This window comes from Streptomyces luteolifulvus (assembly GCF_008806595.1).
In the GTDB taxonomy this organism is placed as follows: domain Bacteria; phylum Actinomycetota; class Actinomycetes; order Streptomycetales; family Streptomycetaceae; genus Streptomyces; species Streptomyces luteolifulvus.
The window spans coordinates 339448-360349 of the sequence record NZ_VZRB01000003.1; the positions used below are offsets into that span (position 1 = coordinate 339448).

The window sequence follows — 20902 nt, forward strand, 5'->3', positions numbered from 1 at the left end:
GCGGCCGAGTTGGAGGGGGAAGCAGAGGGGCCGCACATGTGTGACACGTGTGTAGCACGTTTGGTTGTGCGCCAACTGGGGTGGGGCTGTGTTCTTTTCCGGGAGACGGTCCGGCGCGACGGTCCGGCGCGGACACCGCGAGGTCCGCATCCTGGACGGCCGCCCTGATGCGTACGCGTTGTATCTAAGATGTGTTCATGCCGTCAGCCGCGCCCGTCTCCCTCAAGCAGCCCCCCGCCGCCGACCGTGTCTACACCCACGTCAAACAGGGCGTTCTGGACCGCCGTTACGAGGGCGGGACCCTCCTCACCGAGGGCGAGCTCGCCGAGGCCGTCGGGGTCTCGCGCACCCCCGTGCGTGAAGCGCTGCTGCGCCTGGAGGTGGAGGGGCTGATCAAGCTCTACCCGAAGAAGGGCGCCCTGGTCCTGCCCGTCTCCGCGCAGGAGATCGCGGACGTGGTGGAGACACGGCTGCTGGTCGAGGAACACGCCGCCCGCAAGGCCGTACCCGCGCCCGCCGGCCTCATCGAGCGCCTGGAGGACCTGCTCGCCCGGCAGAAGGAGCAGGCCGCCGCAGGGGACTTGGCGGCGGTCGCCGTCACCGACCGCTGCTTTCACGCCGAGATCGTCCGCAGCGGCGGCAACGAGATCCTGTCGCGGCTGTACGACCAGCTCCGCGACCGCCAGCTGCGGATGGGCGTCGCCGTCATGCACTCCCACCCCGACCGGATCGCCAAGACGCTCACCGAGCACGAGGAGATCCTCCAGGCACTGCGCTCCGGGGACGCGGAGGCGGCGGTCGCGCTCGTCCACCGGCACGTGGGCTGGTTCTCCCACCTGGCGCGGGGCGAGGTCCGATGAGCGGCTCCCCGTCCGCCGCACTGCCGGGCGATCCCCCGGGCGGACGGCGCGCCGTCGCCGTCTGGGGCATCGGCGTCTCGGTCTACTTCGTCGCCGTCATCTTCCGTACGTCGCTGGGAGTCGCCGGCCTCGACGCGGCCGACCGCTTCCACGTCGGCGCCTCCGCGCTGTCCACCTTCTCGATCCTTCAGCTGCTCGTCTACGCCGGCATGCAGATACCCGTCGGCCTGCTGGTGGACCGGCTCGGCACCAAGAAGGTGCTGGGCATCGGGGTCGTCCTCTTCACCACCGGGCAACTCGGCTTCGCCCTCTCCCCCTCCTACGGCATGGCCCTCGCCTCGCGCGCACTGCTCGGCTGCGGCGACGCGATGACGTTCATCAGCGTGCTGCGGCTCGGCACACGCTGGTTCCCGGCCCGGCGCGGACCGCTGGTCGCGCAGCTCGCGGGGCTCGCGGGCATGGCGGGGAACCTCGTCTCCACACTGGTGCTGGCCCGGCTGCTGCACGGGGTCGGCTGGACGGCGGCGTTCGCGGGCAGCGCGCTCGCGGGGGCCGTCGTGTTCGTCCTGCTCCTGCTGTTCCTGAAGGACCACCCCGAGGGACACGAGCCGGAGCCCTTCCCTCACCAGGGCGCCGCGTACATACGCCGGCAGATCGCCGCGTCCTGGCGGGAGCCCGGGACCCGGCTCGGGCTGTGGGTGCACTTCACCACCCAGTTCCCGGCGATGGTGTTCCTGCTGCTGTGGGGCCTGCCGTTCCTGGTCGAGGCGCAGGGGCTGTCCCGCGCCGCGGCGGGCGAACTGCTCACGCTCGTCGTGCTGTCCAACATGGTGGTCGGGCTGGTCTACGGCCAGATCATCGCCCGGCACCACGCGGCACGGCTGCCGCTCGCGCTGTCCACCGTGGGGGCCACGGCGGTGACATGGGCGGTGACGCTGGCGTATCCCGGGGACCGGGCGCCTGTGTGGCTGCTGGTCGTGCTGTGCACGGTGCTCGGAGCGTGCGGGCCCGCCTCGATGATCGGCTTCGACTTCGCGCGGCCGGCGAATCCGCCGGAGCGGCAGGGGACGGCGTCCGGGATCACGAACATGGGTGGGTTCGTGGCCTCCATGACCACGCTGTTCGCGGTCGGGGTGCTGCTGGATGCGACCGGGGACGACTACGCGGTCGCATTCTCGGCGGTGTTCGTGCTGCAGGCGGTCGGGGTCAGCCAGATCCTGCGGTTGCGGCGGCGGGCGGCTCGGCGGGAGCGGGAACGGCAGGTGGCCAGTCGGGTGGAGACGGTGCACGTACCCGCCTAAGCGCTCCGCTGGAAGTGCCGCGATGCGTCGTCGGCCGTCTGCGGCGCCATCGTGGCTGGTCGCGCAGTTCCCCGCGCCCCTTCAGGGCGCTGCCGAACCGCAGCGAACTCAGCCCGACCTGCTGAGGCAGCCGGACCTGGTGCGGGGGTGGGGCGCGACCCGGCCCTGACCGGGTGCCGCCTGCGCCCACCTGTGCCGCCCCAGCGGCACGACTGCCCGCAGGCTGCGCGCCGCACGCAAGGAGTTACTGCGTCACCGTGAAGTTCCGCAGGATCGCCTCCGCCAGGTCCGGATCGCCCTCCGCCTTCACCCGGTCCGCCGCCGCCTCCCGGGTCACGCGGCCGCAGGCGAGGCGGACGTAGGTCTCCCAGTCGAGGGTGAGCATCGCGGCCGGGCCGAGCGCGGGGGCCGTTTCCAGGGTGCCGCGGCCCTGGATGTCCACGCGGACCGTGCGCAGGAACTCGACCGGGCCGTGGACGTCGAAGACGATCGCCGAACTGCGGGGCGCGCCCGCGCCCTGCGCCACCACGCCGGGGAGCTCGGCGAGCAGCACATCACGGGCGATGTGCGCCCCGGGGGAGTCGAGGTTGCCGGGGCGGCCGAGCGCGGCGCGCAGATCCTGCTCGTGCACCCAGACATTGAACGCGTGGCTGCGCATCGACTCTTCGAGGGTGAGCTCGGTGCCGAGCGGACCGCGCACCTTGGTGCCCGGCTCGCGCGACTCGTTGCGCAGCTGGCGGTTGCGGCGGATGACCGTGTACTCCAGCTCGGAGGTCATCTCCGGAGAGGTGTGGTGACGGCGGACGTCGACCTGCATCTCCGTGTACCGCTGGGCGTCGTTGGTGACGTGGTACAGGTCGCGCGGGAGCGTGTGGATGGGGCGCGGGTCGCCGAGCATCTCGCAGTCCATCCCGATCACATGGGAGACGATGTCGCGGACCGACCAGCCGGGCAAGGGGGTGCGGCGGTTCCATTCGCCCTCCACGAGCGGCTGCACCAGCTCGGTTATCGCTTCGATGGAGTGGGTCCAGGCGTCGGCGTAGGACTGGAGGGTGGGATGCAGACTCACGGAACGGGACCCCTCGGCGGTCGGTACACGGGCGGGTTGTGGCGGCGCTGCCAGTGGGAGGTGGCTGCTGTCGGCGGGTGTCTTGGAACGCTAAGTTACGCTGCTGTGAGGCACCCCGGCAGTGCTTTCGTGTGACGATCGTAGGCCCGTATGGACGGCTCGAATGCCAGGACGGTGGTAGTGTGCGCGCCTCATTGATCCAGATTGCCGTGGACGAGGACGAATCGGTCACGTCGCGGCGGCAGCGGGTGGCCTCGCTGGTACGGGATCAGGCGGGGGCCGACCTCGTGATACTGCCGGAGCTGTGGACCACCGGCGCCTTCGCCTACGAGGACTTCGCGCGGGAGGCCGAGCCGCTCGAAGGGCCGACGTACGAGGTGATGGCCAAGGCGGCGAGCGACGCGGGCGTGTGGCTGCACGCGGGCTCGATCCCCGAACGGGACCCTGAAGGCCCCCTCTACAACACGTCTCTCGTCTTCTCCCCCTCCGGCGACCTGGCCGCCGCCTATCGCAAGATCCACCGCTTCGGCTTCGACAAGGGCGAGGCCGTGATGATGAGTGCGGGGCGCGAACTGGTGACGGTGCGTCTGCCCGGGACGACGCTCGGCGTGGCCACCTGCTACGACCTCCGTTTCCCCGAACTCTTCCGCGGTCTCGTCGACGCCGGCGCCGAGACCCTGGTCGTCCCGGCGGGCTGGCCGGAGCGCCGCCGGTCGCACTGGACGCTGCTGGCCCAGGCGCGGGCGGTGGAGAACCAGGCGTTCGTGCTCGCGTGCGGAACGGCCGGGACGCATGCGCGAGTTCCGCAGGCGGGTCACTCGATCGTGGTGGATCCCTGGGGCGAGGTGCTGGCCGAGGCGGGGGCGGAGGAACAGGTGCTCACGGTGGACTTCGACCCCGGAAGGGTCGCGACGACCAGGGAACTCTTCCCGGCCCTCAAGGACAGGGTGCTGTAGGACGGCGTGCTCCAGGACGGGGTCCTGCAGGGAAGGGTGCCGCTATTGGGGGAGTCCCCTCAGTCCTCCCCCCGCTCCTTCTCCGCCAGGTGGATCACGCACACCGCCACCGCGATCAGCAGGGCCGGGTCCGCGTCCTCCCGTACGACGTCGATGCCGTACGTCTCCCGGATGTGCAGCCAGCGGCGCGAGACCACCGCGAGGAGTTCGCCGTCGTACTCGACGGCGAACTCCCGGTCGAGGATCTTGCCGCTGACGTCCAGCTCGGTGCGGCCGTCCGCCAGGGACACCCGGTAGTGGTTGCGCAGCAGCGACAGCCGTTTGCGCCGGATCGTCGCGAGCGGCTCGCCGCCCCGCTCGATGACCATCGTGTCCCGCAGGGCGAACATCTTCTGGCGGATGTCGATCAGAACCCGCCCCTGGGTGTCCTTCAGCTCGAAGGTGTCCCGCAGCCGCATCGCCTTGCCGTCGACGAGGAACACCTTGGCGCCGCGGTCGTCCTCGATCCAGTAGTCTTCGCCGATTCCGAGGAGCCGGTCGCGTACGAGGAATCTCATACCCTCACCGCTTCCCCGCCGACCGCTTCGAAACGCTGCCGATGGGCCGACGGGCCGAGTCCGGTCTCCCGCCGCGGACGCGCCCTCCACGGAATGGCGCGGTGCACGCGTGTGGTTGGCTGAGGCATGGCCAAGCGCATACGTGTCCGTGCCCCCGAGCTGATCGGGAAGGGCGGCTGGATCAACACAGGTGACAGGGAGCCCGGTCTTGCGGAGCTTCGAGGGCGCATCGTAATTGTTGATTTCTGGACATTTTGTTGCGTGAACTGCCTGCATGTCCTCGACGAGCTGCGGGAGCTGGAGGAGAAGCACCAGGACACCGTCGTCGTCATCGGTGTGCACTCGCCCAAGTTCGTGCACGAGGCCGAGCATCAGGCGGTCGTCGATGCCGTCGAGCGGTACGGCGTGGCGCATCCGGTACTCGACGATCCCGAGCTCGCCACCTGGAAGCAGTACGCCGTGCGGGCGTGGCCGACGCTCGTCGTCATCGACCCCGAGGGGTATGTCGTTGCGCAGCACGCCGGTGAGGGGCATGTGCATGCGATCGAGCGGCTGGTGACGGAGCTGGAGGCCGAGCACGAGGCGAAGGGCACGCTGCGGCGCGGCGACGGGCCGTATGTGGCGCCGGAGCCCGAGCCGACCGACCTGCGCTTCCCGGGCAAGGCGCTCGTGCTGCCGGGCGGGACCTTCCTGGTCAGCGACACCACCCGGCATCAGCTGGTCGAGCTGGCCGCCGACGGCGAGAGCGTGGTGCGCCGCATCGGCTCCGGCGCGCGCGGCTTCGGCGACGGTACGGCGGCGACGGCCGCGTTCAACGAGCCGCAGGGGCTGGCTCTTCTGGAGGACGGCTCCGTCGTCGTCGCCGACACGGTCAACCATGCCCTGCGCCGCCTCCACCTCGGCTCCGGTGAGGTCACCACCCTGGCCGGTACCGGACGCCAGTGGTGGCAGGGTTCGCCCACCGCAGGGCCCGCCCGGGAGATCGACCTCTCCTCCCCGTGGGACGTGGCGCTGTTCGGCGGCCAGGTGTGGATCGCGATGGCCGGAGTGCACCAGCTGTGGGTGTACGACCCGGTCGAGGAGGCCGTGGCCGTCGCGGCCGGGACCACCAACGAGGGGCTGGTGGACGGGCCCGGCGCCGAGGCCTGGTTCGCGCAGCCGTCCGGGCTCGCGGCCACCGCCGACCGGCTGTGGCTCGCCGACTCCGAGACGAGCGCCCTGCGCTGGGTGGACCTCGACGGCGCCGTGCACACCGCCGTCGGAACCGGGCTGTTCGACTTCGGGCACCGCGACGGCGCCGCCGACGAGGCCCTGTTCCAGCACCCGCTGGGCGTCACGGCCCTGCCCGACGGCTCGGTCGCCGTCAGCGACACCTACAACCACGCCCTGCGCCGCTACGACCCGGCAACGGGTGAGGTCACCACCCTTGCCACGGACCTGCGGGAGCCGAGCGACGCGGTGCTCGTGGGCGAGGACATCGTGGTCGTCGAGTCGGCCCGGCACCGGCTGACCCGGCTGAAGCTGCCGGAGGAAGCCGTCAAGGTGGCCTCGGTCGCCCATCGCACCCAGCGTGCCGCCACCGAGGTCGCGCCCGGCGAACTCCGGCTCGACGTGATCTTCCAGGCGCCCGCGGGCCAGAAACTCGACACCCGCTACGGCCCCTCGACCCGCCTGCTGGTCTCCTCCACCCCGCCCGAGCTGCTGCTGTCGGGGGGCGGCGCGGACAGCGACCTGTCCCGCACCCTGCACCTCGACGCGGCGGTCGAGGAGGGCGTCCTGCATGTCTCCGCGATGGCCGCCTCCTGCGACGACGACCCCGCGAACGCATACCCCGCCTGCCATGTCCACCAGCAGGACTGGGGCGTGCCCGTCCGCCTCACCGCCGAAGGGACGGACCGGCTGCCCCTGGTCCTGGCCGGCATGGACGACGCCGGCAGGGACGACGCCGACGGGGACGACGCCTGACCGGATCCGGGATCACACCCCGTACCCGTCGCTGTAGCCGTCGCGTGTGTGGTGGTGCCGCTCGTCCTCGACGACCGTCGTCGTGGGCGGCACCATGACCCGCCTGCGCCGGGCGATGCTGCTGAACGTCGTGACGCCGATCAGCCCGACGATCATCAGGATGATGCCGACGAGGTCGAGGTTGACGCCCTTCATCTCCCAGTCGGTCGCGAACGCGAGGATGGCTCCCGCGGCGATGAGGATGATGCATCCGCCGAGGCCCATGACTTTGCCTCCTGCCCGGGCCGGTCGTTCCGGTCCGGGACGGCGGGTACCCCGGTGGTCAACCCCCATGCCGCGGCAGGCCGTTCTCACCCCTCCAGAAACGCCACCAGCGCGTTGGCCAGCAGATACGGGTCGTCGGATCCGCACAACTCCCGCGCGCTGTGCATCGACAGGATCGCCACGCCGATGTCGACGGTCCTGATGCCGTGCCGGGCCGCGGTGATCGGGCCGATGGTGGTGCCGCACGGCATGGAGTTGTTGGAGACGAAGGACTGGAAGGGCACGTTCGCCCTCTCGCAGGCGGCGGCGAACACCGCGCGGCCCGAACCGTCCGTCGCATAGCGGTTGTTGACGTTCACCTTGAGGATGGGGCCGCCGTTGACGCGCGGGTGGTGCGTCGGGTCGTGCCGCTCCGCGTAGTTGGGGTGGACGGCGTGCCCGGTGTCGGAGGACAGGCAGACGGTGCCGGCGAAGGCCCTGGCCCGGTCCTCGTACGACCCTCCGCGCGCGAACACCGAACGCTCCAGCACGCTGCCCAGCAGCGGCCCGTCCGCGCCCGTGTCCGACTGCGAGCCGTTCTCCTCGTGGTCGAAGGCGGCGAGGACGGGGATGTACGACAGCCGGGAGTCCGCCGCGACGGCGGTCAGCGCGGCGACACCGCCGTGCACGGACAGCAGGTTGTCCATCCGGGGACCGGCGACCAGTTCCTCGTCGCGGCCCAGATAGGCGGGCGGCTCCACGGAGTGGACCATCAGGTCCCAGCCGGTGACCTCGCCCGGGGCGAGCCCGGTCTCCTCCTCCAGGAAGGCGATCAGATCGCCGTCGCGCACATCGTTGCCGAGGCCCCACACGGGCTGGAGGTGACGCTGCTTGTCCAGCTTGAGTCCCTCCGCGCTCACCGAACGGTCCAGGTGGATGGCGAGCTGGGGCACGCGCAGCAGCGGCCGGGCCACGTTCACCAGCCGCGCCGAACCGTCCCGCAGGGTCAGCCGGCCCGCCAGGCCCAGATCGCGGTCGAGCCACGAGTTGAGCAGCGGTCCGCCGTAGATCTCCACGGCGACCTGGCGCCAGCCGTGCGCCCCGGTGTCGGGCAGCGGCTTGACCCGCAGGTTCGGCGAGTCGGTGTGCGCCCCGACGATCCGGAACGGTGTGTGCGGCGCGGTGCCCTCGGGGACGTACCAGGCGACGATCGCCCCGCCGCGCAGCACGTACTTCCCGCCGCTCGACCCGTCCCACGCGTCGGTCTCCGCGACCTGCCGGAAGCCGGCCTTCTCCAGCCGCTCGGCGGCGTTCGCCACGGCGTGGTACGGCGACGGGCTCGCCGCCAGGAAGGACATGAGGTCGTCGGTGTGCCCGCGGTCGAAGCGGGAGGGTTCGCTCATGGATTCACCTTAACGACGTACGAGGGCCCGCTCCCGGTGATGGAAGCGGGCCCTCGTGGGACCGGTGTGGGGTTTGCGGTAGCTGTGACCGAGTTGACCGGGGCCTGTCCTAGAAGGCGGCCTCGTCCAGCTCCATGAGGTCCAGCTCGACGCCCTCGGCGATCTTGCGGGACAGGGTGACGCCGGGCAGGACGTTGGCCGCGAAGAACTTCGCCGCGGCGATCTTGCCGGTGTAGAACGCCTTGTCCTTGGCGGAGGCGGTCTCCAGCTTCTCGGCGGCGACGGCCGCGCCCTTGAGGAGCAGGTAGCCGACGACCACGTCACCGGAGGCCAGCAGCAGGCGGGTGGTGTTGAGGCCCACCTTGTAGATGTTCTTGACGTCCTGCTCGGTGGCCGCGAGGTCGGTGAGCATCAGACCGACGATGGCCTCCAGCTCGACGGCCGCCTTGGCCAGGTGCTCACGGGCGCCCGCGAGGTCCTCGCCGCCGGTGCCCAGCGCCAGGAACTTCTTGATGTCCTCGGCGAGGGTGTTGAGGGCGGCGCCCTGGTTGCGGACGATCTTCCGGAAGAAGTAGTCCTGGCCCTGGATCGCGGTCGTGCCCTCGTAGAGGGTGTCGATCTTGGCGTCGCGGATGTACTGCTCGATCGGGTACTCCTGCAGGAAGCCGGAGCCGCCGAAGGTCTGCAGGGACTGGGCGAGCTGCTCGTAGCCCTTCTCGGAGCCGTAGCCCTTGACGATCGGCAGGAGCAGGTCGTTGAGGGCGTGGTCGGCGGAGACGTCCTCGCCGTTCGCCTCCTTGACCGCGATCGTGTCCTGGACCGACGCCGTGTACAGGACGAGGGCGCGCATGCCCTCCGCGTACGCCTTCTGCGTCATCAGCGAGCGGCGCACGTCGGGGTGGTGCGTGATGGTGACCTTGGGCGCGGTCTTGTCCATGAAGTTCGCGAGGTCGGGACCCTGGACGCGCTCCTTGGCGTACTCCAGCGCGTTGAGGTAGCCCGTCGACAGCGTGGAGATCGCCTTCGTGCCGACCATCATGCGGGCGAACTCGATGATCCGGAACATCTGGCGGATGCCGTCGTGCTTGTCGCCGATCAGCCAGCCCTTGGCGGGGTGGCGGTCGCCGAAGGTCATCTCGCAGGTGTTGGAGGCCTTGAGGCCCATCTTGTGCTCGACGTTGGTCGCGTACACGCCGTTGCGCTCGCCCAGCTCGCCGGTCTCGAAGTCGAACAGGTACTTCGGGACGAGGAAGAGGGACAGGCCCTTGGTGCCGGGGCCGGCGCCCTCGGGGCGGGCGAGGACGTAGTGGAGGATGTTCTCCTCCATGTCGTGCTCACCGGACGTGATGAAGCGCTTGACGCCCTCGATGTGCCAGGAGCCGTCCTCCTGCTGGACCGCCTTGGTGCGGCCGGCGCCCACGTCGGAGCCCGCGTCGGGCTCGGTGAGCACCATGGTCGAACCCCAGGTCCGGTCCACGGCGATCTGCGCGATCTTCTTCTGTACGTCGTTGCCCTCGTCGTAGAGGATCCCGGCGAACGCCGGACCGGAGGAGTACATCCACACGGCCGGGTTCGAGCCGAGGATCAGCTCCGCGTACGACCAGATCAGGGACGGGGGAGCCGTCGTGCCGCCGATCCCCTCGGGCAGGCCGAGCCGCCAGTACTCGGAGTCCATGAAGGCCTTGTAGCTCTTCTTGAAGGACGCCGGGACCGGGGCGGTGTTCGTCTCCGGGTCGAAGACCGGCGGGTTGCGGTCGGCGTCGGTGAAGGACTCGGCGAGCTCGTTCTCCGCGAGGCGGGTCAGCTCCTCGAGGATGCTCTTCGCGGTGTCCGTGTCCATCTCGGCGAACGGGCCGGTGCCGTACAGCTTGTCGCGCCCGAGTACTTCGAAGAGGTTGAATTCGATGTCGCGGAGATTCGACTTGTAGTGCCCCATGGCGACGGCTCCCGGCTCCGTAGAGAGATCGGCGAGGCACTGGATCCTCGCGCTAGTTCACGTACCAACAAGTAGCTACGATGATGCTACCCGTCGGTAATAAGAAGCAACCCCGATCGGTCATCTGTGACGTGCGACGCCCCGGGGATCGCTCTTCGTGCTCGGACCAGCACGAAGAGTGCCTCCTTGAGCAATCCGGCCGAGAGGTACCGGTCCGCCCGCCCCGGTCCCCTCGGTACGCTTGCGTCCATGTACGGCTACGACCAGAACGTCGGCGCACAGCAGCAGTACGCCCCGCCGCAGCAGCCCATGCCCGGCGGCGTCGGAGGGTACGGCCAGCAGCCGCCGCTCTACCCCGAGCCGTCCCCGCCCTCGCTGGCCGACGCCGTGCGGGCCTTCACCACCGGGCAGCTGACCGCCGAGGACTTCCAGCAGATCTTCGCGACGTCGAAGGTCTACTGCCCGCGCGGTGACAACCCCGGATTCCTCGCCCTGCACAACACCCAGCAGCCGGTGATCCCCATGTTCACCTCGCTCAAGGAGCTGCGCCGGTACGCGGGCAAGGAGTCCAAGTACTTCGTGATCACCGGTGCCGAGGTCATCGACCTGCTCCCGACCGGCTACGGCTTCGTCCTCGACATGGAGGGCGAGCACCGCATGGTCTTCGACGCGAAGTCCGTGGAGCAGATGGTCGAGTTCGCGATGCGCCGGATGTACGGCTGAGCAACTCGCCGCGTGATCGCTTCGGGTCCTCTTGGATGAAGGCCGGTGCCCTGTGTACGGGGCGCCGGCCTTCTGTCTGCCCGGAGGGAATGTCCTCCGGGTTCTCGCGGTTGAGGGTGGCAGGAAGTTCAATGCTCAACTAAACTCGGAGCACAAGGAGGTACCGACATGCCTGCAGTGACCGTCGAGAACCCGCTGACGCTGCCGCGCGTCGCCGCGTCCGCCGACGCCGTGGCCCGTCCCGTGCTCGCCGTCACGACCGCGCCGAGCGGCTTCGAGGGTGAGGGCTTCCCGGTGCGCCGGGCGTTCGCCGGGATCAACTACCGCCACCTGGACCCGTTCATCATGATGGACCAGATGGGCGAGGTGGACTACGCACCCGGCGAGCCCAAGGGCACCCCCTGGCATCCCCACCGCGGCTTCGAGACCGTCACGTACATCATCGACGGGATCTTCGACCACCAGGACTCCAACGGCGGCGGGGGAACCATCACCAACGGGGACACCCAGTGGATGACCGCGGGCGGGGGCATCCTCCACATCGAGGCGCCGCCCGAGCACCTGGTCATGTCCGGTGGTCTCTTCCACGGCCTCCAGCTGTGGGTGAACCTCCCGGCCAAGGACAAGATGATGGCGCCGCGCTACCAGGACATCCGCGGCGGCAACGTCCAGCTGCTCACCTCCCCCGACGGCGGCGCGCTGCTGCGGGTCATCGCCGGTGAGCTGGACGGCCACCAGGGTCCCGGTATCACGCACACGCCGATCACGATGCTCCACGCGACGCTGGCGCCGGGTGCGGAGATCACGCTTCCGTGGCGCGAGGACTTCAACGCCCTTGCCTACGTCCTCGCCGGGCGCGGCTCCGTCGGCACGGAGCATCGGCCGGTACACCTGGGGCAGACGGCGGTCTTCGGCGCGGGCTCGTCGCTGACGCTGCGAGCGGACGAGAAGCAGGATGCGCACGCGCCGGACCTCGAGGTCGTCCTCCTGGGCGGCCGCCCGATCCGCGAACCGATGGCCCACTACGGCCCGTTCGTCATGAACACCCGCGAGGAACTCCAACTGGCGTTCGAGGACTTCCAGAAGGGCCGCCTCGGCACGATCCCGGCGGTGCACGGGATGTCCGAGGGCGGGATGTAGTTCCCGGGTACGGCACGAGAAGGCCCGGAGCCGCAACGTCCGCGGCTCCGGGCCTGTCTCCCGATCCCCCTTTCGCTCCGCCCAGGGCGCCGCCCCGACTGACGCATGGTCGGCTGAAGGCGTGCAGCTGCTTCCCGAACCCGTCCGGCGGCTGGCCGCATGGTGTGCGGTCGCGTTGCTCGTCTCCGGGGTCGTCTACATCGGGATCCGGCTCTGTGTGGAGTTCAGGACCGCCGTGACGCCGGTGTTGCTCGCTCTGCTGGGGACCGCCTTGTTGCGGCCCTTCTACCGGCGGCTCGTCAATGCCCGGGTCAATCGGTCCGTCGCCGCCGGGCTCACCTGTGTCGCCGTCGTGGCCGTGGTCGGCGGGGCCGTCTACATCGTCGTGGCCGCGCTGATCGACACGGGGGACGAGATCGTCGCCTCGCTCCGGGACGCGGCGGGGGGAGTCGCCGAGCACTTCGGGGCGGCCGGGACCTCGCTGGAGGATCTCGCGTCCAACTCGAGGGAGCTGCTGACCAGGTTCGGGGGGACCGCCGCCTCCAATGTGATCAGCGGGGTCAGTGTCGTCGGCGAGTCCATCGCCATGGCCGTCCTCGCCCTGCTGCTCGTCTTCTTCTTTCTGCGTGACTCGCACCGGGCGGTCACCACCCTGCGGTCCGTCGCGCCGCGCGGCACCGCGGACGCCCTGGAGGCGATGGCCCGGCGGGCCTTCCGGGCCGTCGAGGGGTTCATGCGCGGGACCACGCTCATCGCGTTCATCGACGCGACCTGCATCACCGTCGGGCTGCTCATCCTCCGCGTCCCGGGGGCGGCAGGGCTGGGCGCGCTCGTCTTCGTCGGCGCCTACATTCCCTATCTGGGTGCCTTCATCTCCGGCGCCGTGGCCGTCCTGGTCGCGCTCGCCGACCGTGGGTTCGTCATCGCGCTGTGGGCGCTCGGGGTGGTGCTCGCCGTGCAGATGCTGGAGGGGCATGTGCTTCAGCCGGCGATCCAGAGCCGGACCGTGCAGATGCATCCCGCGGTGGTCATGCTCACTATCACCGCGGGCGCGTCCGTGGCCGGAATCGTCGGAATGCTGCTGGCGGTACCGCTGACCGCGGCGGCCTTCGGGGTCGCCCACGAGCTGCGCGAGCGTTACGCGCCGTCCTTGCCCTCCGACTCGTAGAGCTCGAACCAGAGGCTCTTGCCCTGGCCCCGTGGGTCCACTCCCCACCCGTCCGCGAGGATCTCCATCAGCAGCAGGCCCCGCCCCGAGGACGCCAGTTCGCCCGGGCGGCGCCGGTGGGGGAGGTCGTCGCTGGTGTCGGTGACCTCGATGCGCATCCGGCGGTCGCCGGGGTCGCCGCTGACCTCGGCGAGTAACAGTGCGTCCGCGTCGGTGTGGACGAGGACGTTGGTGAGCGACTCGGACAGCAGCAGAACCGCAGAGTCCACCTGCTCCTGGGAGGACCAGTCGTGCAGCAGCTCCCGCAGCTGGTGCCGGGCCACCGCCACCCGCTCGGGCTCGGCCTGCGCGACCGTCAGCATGGTGCGCCGGACCGCGGGCCGGGCCGGGAGCGTGTCGCCGTGCCCAGGGCCCTCGGCCTGCCGGCACAGCAGCAGGACCGCTATGTCGTCCTCGCGCCGGTCGACGAGCGGGCCGGTGGTGTGGTGCGAGGAGGGCCCGTGCACGCCCTGCACCAGGGCGTCGGCGAGGGCTTCCAGATCGCCGTCGTGCTCCTCGAGTATCGTACGGATGCGCTTCCAGCCGGTGTCCAGGTCGTGGCCGCCGGTCTCGATCAGGCCGTCCGTGCAGATCAGCATCGTCTCGCCGGGTTCGAGGGCGATCCGGGTGGTCGGGTAGTCGGCGTCGGGGTCGATGCCCAGCGGCAGCCCGCCGGCCGTGGGCCGTGTCAGCACCGTGCCGTCCGCCATACGGATCGCCGGGTCCGGGTGGCCGGCGCGGGCGACGTCCAGCGTCCCGGTCGTGGGGTCGACCTCGATATAGAGGCAGGTCGCGAAGCGGAGGTCGGTGGTGGCCCCTTCGTCGGTGTCCCCGTAGGTCATACCGTGCAGAAAGCGGGAGGCGCGGGAGAGGACCGCGTCGGGGCGGTGGCCCTCGGAGGCGTAGGCCCTGAGCGCGATCCGCAGCTGGCCCATCAGCCCGGCCGCCCGTACGTCATGGCCCTGGACGTCACCGATGACCAGGGCGAAACGGCTGCCGGGCAGCGGGATCATGTCGTACCAGTCGCCGCCGACCTGGAGGCCGCCGCCAGTGGGCACATAGCGTGCGGCGACACTCATGCCCGGTATCTGAGGGCCGAGCGTGGGGAGCATGGAGCGCTGGAGGCCGTCGGTGAGCTCCCGCTCGGACTCGGCGGTACCGGCCCGGGACAGGGCCTGGGCGAGCATGCGTGCCACGGTCGTCAGGACCGAGCGTTCGTCGGGTGTGAAAGCGACGGGGTAGGAGAAGCCCGCCATCCACGCGCCCATCGTGCGGCCGGCCACGGTCAGCGGCAGGAACGCCCAGGACTGGCGGCCGAAGCGCTCGGCGAGCGGCCAGGTGGCCGGGTAGCGCTGTTTGTAGTGCTCGGGGGAGGAGAGATAGACGGCCCGGCCGCCTCGGACCACTTCGGCGGCCGGGTAGTCCGTCTGCACGGACATGTGTAAGAAGGGGCTCTCGTCGCCCGCCTGGTGCCCGTGGTGGCCGATGATCGTCAGCCGGTCGCCCTCGACCCCGAAGACCGCGAGCCCGTCGGGTGAGAAGCCCGGCATCGACAGTCCGGCCGCGACCCGCAGCACCTCCTCCGTGGACCGTGCCTCGGCCAGCGCCCGGCCCGCGTCCAGCAGGAACGCCTCCCGGGAGCGGCGCCAGTCGCCGGTGACCGCGGTGCGCCCGGCGGGCGTGCCCGGCACGGGCTCGGTGACCTCCTGGAGGGTGCCGACGACCCGGAACCTGCGGTCCTCGGGGTCGTAGGACGGCTTGGAGCGGCTGCGTACGGTACGGATCACCCGGCCCCGCTCGTCCATGATCCGGACCCGCACCTCGGCGAGCGTGCCTTCGGCGATGGCGAGCTGGACGACCCCGGTGATCTCGTTCCAGTCGACGGGGTGGAGCCGGGCGCGGGTCTGCGCCTCCGTGAGTCTGGTCTGCTCGGCGGGCAGCCCGAGCAGCCGTGCCGCCTCCTCGTCCAGGGTGACCGTCCCGACAGCCGTGTCCCAGTACCAGACGCCGGTCGCGAGGGCGGTGAGGACATCCCCCACGGTGGGCATGGGCTCACCAGTGCGCATTGACCCACTTTATGAAGAGGTGATCGAGGACTGCCACCGATTGCGCGAGACGCCGGGGTGAGGCGATCTTGAGCCGGCCCCCTCAACTGGTGGGGAGGCGATCTTTGGGCGGCCGGTACCCTTGGGAGAGTTTCACGTGAAACAACCCCGATCTGCGAAGGCTGGATGAACGACGATGCATCGGTACAGGTCCCACACCTGCGGCGAGCTCCGCGCCTCTGACGTCGGCACCGACGTCCGGCTGAGTGGCTGGCTGCACAATCGGCGCGACCTGGGCGGCATCCTCTTCATCGATCTGCGCGACCACTACGGCATCACGCAGCTCGTCGCCCGTCCCGGCACCGCTGCCTACGAGGCCCTCGACAAGCTCTCCAAGGAGTCGACGGTCCGGGTCGACGGCGGGGTCGTCTCCCGCGGCGCCGAGAACGTGAACCCGGACCTGCCCACCGGCGAGATCGAGGTCGAGGTCGGCGAGGTCGAGCTGCTCGGCGCCGCCGCCCCGCTCCCCTTCACGATCAACACCGAGGACGGGGTCAACGAGGAGCGGCGTCTGGAGTACCGCTTCCTGGACCTGCGCCGTGAGCGCATGCACCGCAACATCCTGCTGCGTACAGCGGTCATCTCCGCGATCCGGCACAAGATGACGGCGCTGGGCTTCAACGAGATGGCCACACCGATCCTCAGCGCCACCTCCCCCGAGGGCGCCCGCGACTTCGTCGTGCCCTCCCGGCTGAACCCGGGCAAGTTCTACGCGCTCCCGCAGGCCCCGCAGCAGTTCAAGCAGCTGCTGATGATCTCGGGCTTCGACCGCTACTTCCAGATCGCGCCCTGCTTCCGTGACGAGGACGCCCGCGCCGACCGTTCGCCGGGCGAGTTCTACCAGCTCGACATCGAGATGTCCTTCGTCGAGCAGGAGGACGTCTTCCAGCCGGTCGAGAAGCTGATGACGGAGCTCTTCGAGGAGTTCGGCAACGGCCGTCATGTGACGTCCCCCTTCCCCCGTATCCCCTTCCGTGAGGCGATGCTGAAGTACGGCTCCGACAAGCCGGACCTGCGGGCCCAGCTGGAGCTGGTGGACATCACCGACATCTTCGAGGGCTCGGAGTTCAAGGCCTTCGCGGGCAAGCACGTCCGTGCGCTGCCGGTGCCGGACGTCTCGGCGCAGCCCCGCAAGTTCTTCGACCAGCTCGGCGACTACGCCGTGACGCTGGGCGCGAAGGGCCTCGCCTGGGTCCGGGTCACCGAGGACGGCTCGCTGACCGGCCCGATCGCGAAGTTCCTGACCGAGGAGAACGTCGCCGAGCTGACCAAGCGGCTGTCGCTGGCGGCCGGTCACGCCGTGTTCTTCGGCGCCGGCGAGTTCGACGAGGTGTCGAAGATCATGGGCGCGGTGCGGGTCGAGGCCGCCCAGCGCGCCGGGCACTTCGAGGAGGGCGTCTTCCGGTTCTGCTGGATCGTCGACTTCCCGATGTACGAGAAGGACGAGGACACCGGCGCGATCGACTTCTCGCACAACCCGTTCTCCATGCCGCAGGGCGGTCTGAAGGCCCTGGAGACCCAGGACCCGCTGGACATCCTGGGCTGGCAGTACGACATCGTCTGCAACGGTGTCGAGCTGTCCTCCGGTGCGATCCGGAACCACGAGCCGGAGATCATGCTCAAGGCGTTCGAGATCGCGGGCTACGACCGGGAGACCGTCGAGGAGAAGTTCGCGGGCATGCTGCGTGCCTTCCGCTTCGGCGCCCCGCCGCACGGTGGGATCGCCCCCGGCGTCGATCGCATCGTCATGCTGCTGGCCGACGAGCCCAACATCCGCGAGACCATCGCCTTCCCGCTCAACGGCAACGCCCAGGACCTGATGATGGGGGCGCCGACGGAGCTGGAGGAGGCGCGGCTCAAGGAGCTGCACCTGTCGGTGCGCAAGCCGCAGCCGAAGTAGGGCAAGCCTCTCAAGAGGCTTTTCCGCAGAGGGACTTGAAATCGCCCGTCGATTTCAGGTCCCGGCGCGACCCGTCAGCGACTTCGGTCGGTGTTGAGCCGGGCGGCCCGGCGGGTCAGGTGGTCGCGCTCGGCGAGGTTGGGTGCCTTGAGGGCCGCCTCGGCGTACAGCCGTGCCGCGGTCTCCAGGTCGCCGTCGCGTTCGTGGAGGTATGCCGCCACCGCGGCGTGGCGGGGCAGCGAGGTGTCCAGCTCGGCGAGTGCCGCCAGGCCGGCGCGCGGTCCGTCGGCCTCCCCGACGGCGACCGCGCGGTTGAGCCGGGCGACGGGGCTGTCGGTCAGGCGCGTGAGCTCGTCGTACCACTCGACGATCTGGACCCAGTCGGTCTCGCCGGCGGTGGGGGCGTCGGCGTGGAGCGCCGCGATGGCGGCCTGGGCCTGGAACTCGCCCAGCCGGTCGCGGGCGAGGGCCGCCTGGAGGACGCCGACGCCCTCGGCGATCAGGTGCGTGTCCCATCGGCCGCGATCCTGCTCGGCGAGCGGCACGAGGCTGCCGTCGGGCGCGGTCCGGGCGGCGCGCCGGGCATGGTGGAGCAGCATGAGGGCGAGCAGCCCGGCCACCTCGGGGTGGTCGATGCGGGCCGCGAGCTGCCGGGTGAGCCGGATGGCCTCGGCGGCGAGGTCGACATCGCCGGAGTAGCCCTCGTTGAAGACGAGGTAGAGAACGCGCAGCACGGTGGCGACGTCGCCGGGCCGGTCGAACCGCACGCCGGAGACGGTGCGCTTGGCCCGGCTGATGCGCTGCGCCATGGTCGCCTCGGGCACCAGGTAGGCCTCGGCGATCTGGCGGGTGGTCAGCCCGCCGACGGCGCGCAGCGTGAGCGCGACCGCCGATGCCGGGGTCAGCGACGGGTGGGCGCACAGGAAGTAGAGCTGGAGCGTGTCGTCCACCGCGGGCGCCGGCCCTGGCGCCGGCTCGTCCTCTACGCGGTCCTCACGCCGGCGGCGGGCGGCATCGGCCCGCGTCGCGTCGAGGAACTTGCGCCAGGCCACGGTGACCAGCCAGCCCTTGGCATCGCGCGGCGGGTCGGCCGCCCAGACCCGGAGCGCCTCGACCAGAGCGTCCTGCACGGCGTCCTCGGCCGCCGCGAAGTCGGCTCCGCGGCGGACGAGGACGGTGAGCACGCTCGGCGTGAGGCTCCTGAGCAGGAGCTCGTCCATCGGTGATGTCACTCCGTGATGGTGGGCGGCGCGGCCAGGAACGGGCGCACCTCCAGCCACTCGTGGATCGCCTTGCCGCCCGCTCCAGGGGCGGCCGACAGCTCCCCGGCCAGCTCGACGGCGCGTTCGTAGCTGTCGACGTCGATGATCATCCAGCCGGCGATCAGGTCCTTGGTCTCCGCGAACGGTCCGTCGGTGACCGGCGGGCGTCCCTCACCGTCGTAGCGGACCCACGCTCCCTCGGGGGCGAGCGCCTGACCGTCGACGAACTCGCCGGTCTTCTCCAGCCGGGCCGCGAAGTCGTTCATGTACTGCACATGAGCCGAGATCTCCTCCGGGCTCCACTGGTCCATCGGCACGTCGTTGACCGAAGCCGGAGCGCCGCGGTAGTGCTTCAGCAGCAGGTACTTGGCCATCGTGGTTCTCCTCGGTGCTGGTGCGACCCATTGTGGTCGCGTTCACCCCGGGGACGGAGCCGGACGCGGGTTCTCGACATCGCCCGGGAAACGTGTCGTTTCCCGGGCCCCTCCGCCGCGTCTACTCGGCGGACTCGCCGCCGAAGCGCTCCTTGTACGCCGTCAGGTCCTCGTCCGTGAGCTTGGCGAACAGAACCGGCGGGACCGTGAACGGGGTGCCGGCCGGGACCGCGGTCAGGGACTTCGCCTCCGCGGACGTCACCCACGTCGCCGTGTCGTCCGCGAGGGAGAACGCCTGGCGCATCGCCGCCGCCGTGGCCGGAATGAACGGCTCGGAGACCACCGCGTACAGGTGGATCAGGTTCATCGCCGTACGGAGCGTGAGGGCCGCGGCGTCCTTGTCCGTCTTGATCTCCAGCCAGGGAGCCTTCTCCTCCAGGTAGGAGTTGCCCGCCGACCACAGCGCGCGCAGCGCCGCGGCCGCCTTGCGGAACTGGAGCGCCTCCATGTGCTCCTCGTACTCGGCGAGCAGCCGCGCGATCTCCTCGCCCAGCCTCGCCTCCGCCTCGCCCGGAGCGCCGCCCGCCGGGACGTCGTCGCCGAAACGCTTGCGGGAGAAGGACAGGACGCGGTTGACGAAGTTGCCCAGGGTGTCGGCGAGATCCTTGTTCACCGTGGCCGTGAAGTGCTCCCAGGTGAAGGACGAGTCGTCCGACTCGGGCGCGTTGGCGATCAGGAAGTAGCGCCAGTAGTCCGCGGGGAGGATCTCCAGGGCCTGGTCGGTGAAGACGCCGCGCTTCTGGGAGGTCGAGAACTTACCGCCGTAGTACGTCAGCCAGTTGAACGCCTTGACGAAGTCGACCTTCTTCCACGGCTCGCGCACGCCCAGCTCGGTGGCCGGGAACATCACCGTGTGGAAGGGGACGTTGTCCTTCGCCATGAACTGCGTGTAGCGGACGGTGTCGTCCACCTCGTACCACCACGATTTCCAGTCGCGGTTCTCCGGGTCCTTGTCGGACCACTCCTTCGTCGAACCGAGGTACTCGATCGGGGCGTCGAACCAGACGTAGAAGACCTTGCCCTCCGCCGCCAGCTCCGGCCAGGTGTCCGCCGGGACCGGGACGCCCCAGTCCAGGTCACGGGTGATGGCACGGTCGTGCAGACCCTCGGTCAGCCACTTGCGGGCGATCGACGACGCCAGCTGCGGCCAGACCGCCTCGTGGCGGGCGACCCACTCCTCGACCTCGTTCTGGAGCTTCGACTGGAGCAGGAAGAGATGCTTGGTCTCGCGGACCTCCAGGTCGGTGGAGCCGGAGATCGCGGAGCGCGGGTTGATCAGGTCGGTGGGGTCGAGCACCCGGGTGCAGTTCTCGCACTGGTCGCCGCGGGCCTTGTCGTAGCCGCAGTGGGGGCAGGTGCCCTCGACATAGCGGTCCGGGAGGAAACGGCCGTCGGCCGGGCTGTAGACCTGGCGGATCGCGCGCTCCTCGATGAAGCCGTTCTCGTTCAGGCGGCGGGCGAAGTGCTGGGTGATCTCGACGTTCTGCGGGCTGGAGCTGCGGCCGAAGTAGTCGAAGGCGAGGGCGAAGCCGTCGTAGACCGCCTTCTGCGCGTCGTGCGCCTGCGCGCAGAACTCGTCGACCGGCAGGCCCTGCTCCTTCGCCGCCAGCTCGGCCGGGGTGCCGTGCTCGTCCGTCGCGCAGATGTACAGCACGTCGTGGCCGCGCTGGCGCAGGTAGCGGGAGTACACGTCCGCCGGGAGCATGGACCCCACCATGTTGCCCAGGTGCTTGATCCCGTTGATGTACGGAAGGGCGCTGGTGATGAGGTGTCGAGCCATCGGGGGCTGCTCCCAGGTCGGGTTGTTGTACGAACCTTGAAATCGTAGCCGACATGTGTAT

The 20902-nt window shown here is 70.2% G+C and carries 17 protein-coding genes; 8 read left to right on the forward strand and 9 right to left on the reverse strand.

What is annotated here, in order from left to right; genetic code table 11:
* Positions 1–197 precede the first annotated feature (197 nt).
* Positions 198–860 (forward strand): GntR family transcriptional regulator, encoded by a 663-nt coding sequence (locus F7R91_RS06585; protein WP_150945422.1) that lies wholly within the window; start codon positions 198–200, stop codon positions 858–860.
* A complete protein-coding gene (locus F7R91_RS06590; RefSeq protein ID WP_150945424.1) occupies positions 857–2161 on the forward strand; it encodes an MFS transporter in 1305 nt (434 codons plus the stop codon). Before F7R91_RS06585 ends, F7R91_RS06590 begins: the two co-directional genes overlap by 4 nt.
* Positions 2162–2405: 244 nt before the next feature.
* Here F7R91_RS06590 and F7R91_RS06595 read toward each other — a convergent pair whose 3' ends face one another.
* Positions 2406–3230 carry a maleylpyruvate isomerase family mycothiol-dependent enzyme gene (locus F7R91_RS06595; protein WP_150945426.1) on the reverse strand — a complete coding sequence of 275 codons (825 nt, stop codon included), beginning with the start codon at positions 3228–3230 and terminating at the stop codon, positions 2406–2408.
* Positions 3231–3412: 182 nt separating this feature from the next.
* Here F7R91_RS06595 and F7R91_RS06600 point away from each other — a divergent pair, with 182 nt between their 5' ends.
* The gene (locus F7R91_RS06600; RefSeq protein ID WP_150945428.1) at positions 3413–4186 is read left to right on the forward strand and encodes a carbon-nitrogen family hydrolase; all 774 of its coding nucleotides are present in this window, start codon (positions 3413–3415) and stop codon (positions 4184–4186) included.
* A gap of 59 nt (positions 4187–4245) precedes the next feature.
* On the opposite strand, the gene F7R91_RS06605 is transcribed toward F7R91_RS06600, so the two are convergent.
* On the reverse strand, positions 4246–4743 hold the full coding sequence (locus F7R91_RS06605) for an LURP-one-related/scramblase family protein (RefSeq protein WP_150945430.1): 498 nt from the start codon (positions 4741–4743) through the stop codon (positions 4246–4248).
* A 126-nt stretch (positions 4744–4869) separates the two neighbouring features.
* Between F7R91_RS06605 and F7R91_RS06610 the strand changes: the two genes are divergently transcribed.
* Positions 4870–6708 carry an NHL domain-containing thioredoxin family protein gene (locus tag F7R91_RS06610; protein WP_150945432.1) on the forward strand — a complete coding sequence of 613 codons (1839 nt, stop codon included), beginning with the start codon at positions 4870–4872 and terminating at the stop codon, positions 6706–6708.
* A 12-nt stretch (positions 6709–6720) separates the two neighbouring features.
* Here the strand turns inward: F7R91_RS06610 and F7R91_RS06615 are convergent, their stop codons facing one another.
* From F7R91_RS06615 to F7R91_RS06625, 3 genes are all read right to left on the reverse strand, one after another.
* Positions 6721–6972: a DUF6458 family protein gene (locus tag F7R91_RS06615; protein ID WP_150945434.1), complete on the reverse strand. Its 252-nt coding sequence runs from the start codon at positions 6970–6972 to the stop codon at positions 6721–6723.
* A gap of 86 nt (positions 6973–7058) precedes the next feature.
* Complete coding sequence (locus tag F7R91_RS06620; RefSeq protein WP_150945436.1) at positions 7059–8354, reverse strand: M18 family aminopeptidase; 1296 nt, start codon at positions 8352–8354, stop codon at positions 7059–7061.
* A 109-nt stretch (positions 8355–8463) separates the two neighbouring features.
* On the reverse strand, positions 8464–10290 hold the full coding sequence (locus F7R91_RS06625; RefSeq protein WP_150945438.1) for an acyl-CoA dehydrogenase: 1827 nt from the start codon (positions 10288–10290) through the stop codon (positions 8464–8466).
* Between the two features lie 249 nt (positions 10291–10539).
* On the opposite strand from F7R91_RS06625, the gene F7R91_RS06630 reads away from it, so the two are divergent.
* From F7R91_RS06630 to F7R91_RS06640, 3 genes are all read left to right on the forward strand, one after another.
* On the forward strand, positions 10540–11013 hold the full coding sequence (locus F7R91_RS06630; protein ID WP_150945440.1) for an SseB family protein: 474 nt from the start codon (positions 10540–10542) through the stop codon (positions 11011–11013).
* Between the two features lie 168 nt (positions 11014–11181).
* Complete coding sequence (locus tag F7R91_RS06635) at positions 11182–12153, forward strand: pirin family protein (protein ID WP_150945442.1); 972 nt, start codon at positions 11182–11184, stop codon at positions 12151–12153.
* Between the two features lie 121 nt (positions 12154–12274).
* Complete coding sequence (locus tag F7R91_RS06640) at positions 12275–13321, forward strand: AI-2E family transporter (RefSeq protein ID WP_150945444.1); 1047 nt, start codon at positions 12275–12277, stop codon at positions 13319–13321.
* Here the strand turns inward: F7R91_RS06640 and F7R91_RS06645 are convergent.
* Positions 13291–15426: a SpoIIE family protein phosphatase gene (locus F7R91_RS06645; RefSeq protein WP_150945446.1), complete on the reverse strand. Its 2136-nt coding sequence runs from the start codon at positions 15424–15426 to the stop codon at positions 13291–13293. The two genes, F7R91_RS06640 and F7R91_RS06645, sit on opposite strands and share 31 nt — an antisense overlap.
* 175 nt (positions 15427–15601) lie before the next feature.
* Between F7R91_RS06645 and aspS the strand changes: the two genes are divergently transcribed.
* Positions 15602–17365, forward strand: coding sequence for an aspartate--tRNA ligase (aspS, locus tag F7R91_RS06650; RefSeq protein ID WP_150945448.1), 1764 nt, complete (start codon positions 15602–15604; stop codon positions 17363–17365).
* Between the two features lie 74 nt (positions 17366–17439).
* Here aspS and F7R91_RS06655 read toward each other — a convergent pair whose 3' ends face one another.
* From F7R91_RS06655 to metG, 3 genes are all read right to left on the reverse strand, one after another.
* The gene (locus F7R91_RS06655; protein ID WP_150945612.1) at positions 17440–18585 is read right to left on the reverse strand and encodes an RNA polymerase sigma factor; all 1146 of its coding nucleotides are present in this window, start codon (positions 18583–18585) and stop codon (positions 17440–17442) included.
* Between the two features lie 8 nt (positions 18586–18593).
* Positions 18594–19001, reverse strand: a complete 408-nt coding sequence (locus F7R91_RS06660) for a YciI family protein (protein ID WP_150945450.1) — start codon at positions 18999–19001, stop codon at positions 18594–18596.
* Between the two features lie 121 nt (positions 19002–19122).
* Positions 19123–20841, reverse strand: a complete 1719-nt coding sequence (gene metG / locus F7R91_RS06665; protein WP_150945452.1) for a methionine--tRNA ligase — start codon at positions 20839–20841, stop codon at positions 19123–19125.
* Positions 20842–20902 lie beyond the last annotated feature (61 nt).

Excerpts from the sequence above, each read along its gene's own strand:
- F7R91_RS06585 (WP_150945422.1), top strand. The coding sequence starts at position 198 with ATGCCGTCAGCCGCGCCCGTCTCCCTCAAGCAGCCCCCCGCCGCCGAC.
- F7R91_RS06590 (WP_150945424.1), top strand. The coding sequence starts at position 857 with ATGAGCGGCTCCCCGTCCGCCGCACTGCCGGGCGATCCCCCGGGCGGA.
- F7R91_RS06605 (WP_150945430.1), bottom strand. The coding sequence starts at position 4,743 with ATGAGATTCCTCGTACGCGACCGGCTCCTCGGAATCGGCGAAGACTAC.
- F7R91_RS06610 (WP_150945432.1), top strand. The coding sequence starts at position 4,870 with ATGGCCAAGCGCATACGTGTCCGTGCCCCCGAGCTGATCGGGAAGGGC.
- F7R91_RS06615 (WP_150945434.1), bottom strand. The coding sequence starts at position 6,972 with ATGGGCCTCGGCGGATGCATCATCCTCATCGCCGCGGGAGCCATCCTC.
- F7R91_RS06620 (WP_150945436.1), bottom strand. The coding sequence starts at position 8,354 with ATGAGCGAACCCTCCCGCTTCGACCGCGGGCACACCGACGACCTCATG.
- F7R91_RS06625 (WP_150945438.1), bottom strand. The coding sequence starts at position 10,290 with ATGGGGCACTACAAGTCGAATCTCCGCGACATCGAATTCAACCTCTTC.
- F7R91_RS06630 (WP_150945440.1), top strand. The coding sequence starts at position 10,540 with ATGTACGGCTACGACCAGAACGTCGGCGCACAGCAGCAGTACGCCCCG.
- F7R91_RS06635 (WP_150945442.1), top strand. The coding sequence starts at position 11,182 with ATGCCTGCAGTGACCGTCGAGAACCCGCTGACGCTGCCGCGCGTCGCC.
- F7R91_RS06645 (WP_150945446.1), bottom strand. The coding sequence starts at position 15,426 with ATGCGCACTGGTGAGCCCATGCCCACCGTGGGGGATGTCCTCACCGCC.
- aspS (WP_150945448.1), top strand. The coding sequence starts at position 15,602 with ATGCATCGGTACAGGTCCCACACCTGCGGCGAGCTCCGCGCCTCTGAC.
- F7R91_RS06655 (WP_150945612.1), bottom strand. The coding sequence starts at position 18,585 with ATGGACGAGCTCCTGCTCAGGAGCCTCACGCCGAGCGTGCTCACCGTC.
- F7R91_RS06660 (WP_150945450.1), bottom strand. The coding sequence starts at position 19,001 with ATGGCCAAGTACCTGCTGCTGAAGCACTACCGCGGCGCTCCGGCTTCG.
- metG (WP_150945452.1), bottom strand. The coding sequence starts at position 20,841 with ATGGCTCGACACCTCATCACCAGCGCCCTTCCGTACATCAACGGGATC.